The 4,565-nt window shown below is 54.1% G+C and carries 2 tRNA genes and 2 rRNA genes; all 4 read right to left on the reverse strand.

Annotation, left to right across the window (positions count from 1 at the left end):
• Window positions 1–2,121, reverse strand: a 23S ribosomal RNA gene (locus DNK49_RS22640); the annotation flags it as partial.
• 287 nt (window positions 2,122–2,408) lie between these two features.
• Window positions 2,409–2,484, reverse strand: a tRNA-Ala gene (locus tag DNK49_RS22645).
• Window positions 2,485–2,533: 49 nt separating this feature from the next.
• A tRNA-Ile gene (locus DNK49_RS22650) sits at window positions 2,534–2,610 on the reverse strand.
• A 70-nt stretch (window positions 2,611–2,680) separates the two neighbouring features.
• Window positions 2,681–4,216: ribosomal RNA gene (locus DNK49_RS22655) — 16S ribosomal RNA — on the reverse strand.
• Window positions 4,217–4,565 lie beyond the last annotated feature (349 nt).

The raw sequence follows: 4,565 nt of genomic DNA on the forward strand, positions 1-4,565 counted from the left end.
GGCTTCAAAGCCTCCCACCTATCCTACACAAGTCCCGTCAAAGTCCAATGCAAAGCTACAGTAAAGGTTCATGGGGTCTTTCCGTCTAGCCGCGGGTAGATTGCATCTTCACAAACATTTCAACTTCGCTGAGTCTCAGGAGGAGACAGTGTGGCCATCGTTACGCCATTCGTGCAGGTCGGAACTTACCCGACAAGGAATTTCGCTACCTTAGGACCGTTATAGTTACGGCCGCCGTTTACCGGGGCTTCGATCAAGAGCTTGCACCCCATCACTTAACCTTCCGGCACCGGGCAGGCGTCACACCCTATACGTCCACTTTCGTGTTTGCAGAGTGCTGTGTTTTTAATAAACAGTCGCAGCCACCGATTCTCTGCGGCCCCTTCGCCCTTCGGATGTACTCCTACAAGCTAATGGGGCATACCTTCTCCCGAAGTTACGGTATCAATTTGCCGAGTTCCTTCTCCTGAGTTCTCTCAAGCGCCTTGGTATTTTCAACCTGCCCACCTGTGTCGGTTTGCGGTACGGTCGATTCTAGACTGAAGCTTAGAGGCTTTTCCTGGAAGCAGGGTATCAACCACTTCAGACCACGAGGGTCCTCGTCATCACGCCTCAGCTCAGCCCCGCGGATTTGCCTACGGGGCACGCCTACACGCTTAAACCGGGACGTCCAACACCCGGCTGGCCTAACCTTCTCCGTCCCCCCATCGCATCTAGAACCGGTACGGGAATATTGACCCGTTTCCCATCGACTACGCATTTCTGCCTCGCCTTAGGGGCCGACTCACCCTGCGCCGATGAACGTTGCGCAGGAAACCTTGGGCTTTCGGCGAGGGTGCTTTTCACACCCTTTATCGCTACTCATGTCAGCATTCGCACTTCCGATACCTCCAGCATCCCTTACGAGACACCTTCGCAGGCTTACGGAACGCTCCCCTACCACGTGTCAAAGACACATCCGCAGCTTCGGTTCATGGCTTGAGCCCCGTTACATCTTCCGCGCAGGACGACTCGACTAGTGAGCTATTACGCTTTCTTTAAAGGGTGGCTGCTTCTAAGCCAACCTCCTAGCTGTCTATGCCTTCCCACTTCGTTTGCCACTTAGCCATGCATTTGGGACCTTAGCTGGCGGTCTGGGTTGTTTCCCTCTTGACACCGGACGTTAGCACCCGATGTCTGTCTGCCGTATATCACTTTGCGGTATTCGGAGTTTGCTATCGCGGGGTAGATCGCAGTGACCCCCCCAACGATTACAGTGCTCTACCCCCGCAAGTGTCCGTACGACGCACTACCTAAATAGTTTTCGGGGAGAACCAGCTATTTCCGGATTTGTTTAGCCTTTCACCCCTATCCACAGCTCATCCCCTAATTTTTCAACATTAGTGGGTTCGGACCTCCAGTGCGTGTTACCGCACCTTCATCCTGGCCATGGATAGATCATCCGGTTTCGGGTCTACGCCCAGCGACTATGTCGCCCTTATCAGACTCGCTTTCGCTACGCCTCCCCTATTCGGTTAAGCTCGCCACTGAACGTAAGTCGCTGACCCATTATACAAAAGGTACGCAGTCACCCCACGAAGGAGGCTCCCACTGTTTGTATGCATGCGGTTTCAGGATCTATTTCACTCCCCTCCCGGGGTTCTTTTCGCCTTTCCCTCACGGTACTAGTTCACTATCGGTCGATCACGAGTATTTAGCCTTGGAGGATGGTCCCCCCATCTTCAGACAGGATTTCTCGTGTCCCGCCCTACTTGTCGCACGCTCAGACCCGCCACCGACTTTTCGCATACGGGGCTATCACCCTTTATTGCCGGACTTTCCAGACCGTTCTGCTAAGTTGATGGTTTAGTCGTGCAGGCTCTTCCGTGTTCGCTCGCCACTACTTACGGAATCTCGGTTGATTTCTGTTCCTGCAGCTACTTAGATGTTTCAGTTCGCTGCGTTCGCCTCCACATCCCTATGGATTCAGGATGGGATGACCCTTGCGGGCCGGGTTTCCCCATTCGGATATCGGGGGATCAAAGCTCCATTGCCAGCTCCCCCCCGCTTTTCGCAGGCTTGCACGTCCTTCATCGCCTGTGATCGCCAAGGCATCCACCACATGCACTTAGTCGCTTGATCCTATAACCTTAGACCCTCGGTTACCCGAAGACCCGGTCACAGGTCGAACTCGTTTGTGCGGACCGCACGCGTCGCTGACACAACGCACGCAATCCATGCAATCACGCTACCCGTACAACACACCGTTGGAGTGTGCTGTACTATTCACTTCTTCCACTTTGTTAAAGAGCGAACCTTCGAGAAACTTGCGTCTTTCGAGCGGTCAGGCATAAACACCGCTTCCGATGCTTATCCCTGACGACTCACGCAAACAGGCTTGTCACCTGGACAACACCCAAACCAGGCACTGGTGGAGCTGGTCGGGATCGAACCGACGACCTACGGCTTGCAAAGCCGCCGCTCTCCCAGCTGAGCTACAGCCCCGGTCCTGTTTCGCTTACTCGTTCGAGCACGTCTGCTGTCTTCAAAAGACTGGTGGGTCTGGTTGGGTTCGAACCAACGACCCCCGCCTTATCAAGACGGTGCTCTAACCAGCTGAGCTACAGACCCTCGTGCTCGAGGCTCTTCGCTGAACAACCGATAAGGTGTGGATACTTGAACGCTGCGCCCTGTTCTCTTGAAAGGAGGTGATCCAGCCGCACCTTCCGATACGGCTACCTTGTTACGACTTCACCCCAGTCATGAATCTCACCGTGGTAAGCGCCCTCCCGAAGGTTAAGCTACCTACTTCTGGTGAAACCCACTCCCATGGTGTGACGGGCGGTGTGTACAAGACCCGGGAACGTATTCACCGCAGCATGCTGATCTGCGATTACTAGCGATTCCGACTTCACGTAGTCGAGTTGCAGACTACGATCCGGACTACGATCGGCTTTAAGGGATTAGCTCCACCTCGCGGCTTGGCAACCCTCTGTACCGACCATTGTATGACGTGTGAAGCCCTACCCATAAGGGCCATGAGGACTTGACGTCATCCCCACCTTCCTCCGGTTTGTCACCGGCAGTCTCATTAGAGTGCCCAACCAAATGATGGCAACTAATGACAAGGGTTGCGCTCGTTGCGGGACTTAACCCAACATCTCACGACACGAGCTGACGACAGCCATGCAGCACCTGTGTTCCAGCTCCCGAAGGCACCCCTCAATCTCTCGAGGGTTCTGGACATGTCAAGGGTAGGTAAGGTTTTTCGCGTTGCATCGAATTAATCCACATCATCCACCGCTTGTGCGGGTCCCCGTCAATTCCTTTGAGTTTTAACCTTGCGGCCGTACTCCCCAGGCGGTCAACTTCACGCGTTAGCTGCGTTACTCACAGAGTTACCTCTACGAACAACTAGTTGACATCGTTTAGGGCGTGGACTACCAGGGTATCTAATCCTGTTTGCTCCCCACGCTTTCGTGCATGAGCGTCAGTACAGGCCCAGGGGGCTGCCTTCGCCATCGGTGTTCCTCCTGATATCTACGCATTTCACTGCTACACCAGGAATTCCACCCCCCTCTGCCGTACTCTAGCCGTGCAGTCACAAGCGCAGTTCCCAGGTTAAGCCCGGGGATTTCACACCTGTCTTACACAACCGCCTGCGCACGCTTTACGCCCAGTAATTCCGATTAACGCTCGCACCCTACGTATTACCGCGGCTGCTGGCACGTAGTTAGCCGGTGCTTCTTGTCAAGGTACCGTCATCCGCGCAGGATATTAGCCCACACGTTTTCTTCCCTTGCGAAAGAGCTTTACAACCCGAAGGCCTTCTTCACTCACGCGGCATGGCTGGATCAGGCTTGCGCCCATTGTCCAAAATTCCCCACTGCTGCCTCCCGTAGGAGTCTGGGCCGTGTCTCAGTCCCAGTGTGGCGGATCATCCTCTCAGACCCGCTACAGATCGTCGCCTTGGTGAGCCTTTACCTCACCAACTAGCTAATCTGACATCGGCCGCTCCAATCACGTGAGGTCCGAAGATCCCCCACTTTCCCCCTCAGGGCGTATGCGGTATTAGCTACGCTTTCGCGTAGTTATCCCCCATGACTGGGCACGTTCCGATGCATTACTCACCCGTTCGCCACTCGCCGGCAGGCCGAAGCCCCCGCTGCCGTTCGACTTGCATGTGTAAAGCATGCCGCCAGCGTTCAATCTGAGCCAGGATCAAACTCTTAAGTTCAATCCATACAAAGTACTCAAAGTCACTTACTGACATGAGCACCAAATCATTGTGAAACTCTCAGTCGCCGAAGCAACCTGGACACAACGATCAAGCACCCACACTTATCGATTGTTCAATTTTTTAAAGAGCGCTGCATTCGCTGCAGCAGAGAAACGAGATTATGTAGAACTTATTTCATCTCGTCAAGTACTGCAGTGAATTATTTTTAAACCACTCAAAAACAATTCAACGCCGCACTTTCCACCACAACCGCAAAACCGTCACAAACCACCGAGAACACCCGGCAACTCCTGACATCCTGCCGCTTCCTGCATCGCTGCGTTGCACTGCAGCGGTGAAGAGGTGC

This window comes from Parazoarcus communis SWub3 = DSM 12120 (genome assembly GCF_003226565.1).
GTDB lineage: Bacteria > Pseudomonadota > Gammaproteobacteria > Burkholderiales > Rhodocyclaceae > Parazoarcus > Parazoarcus communis.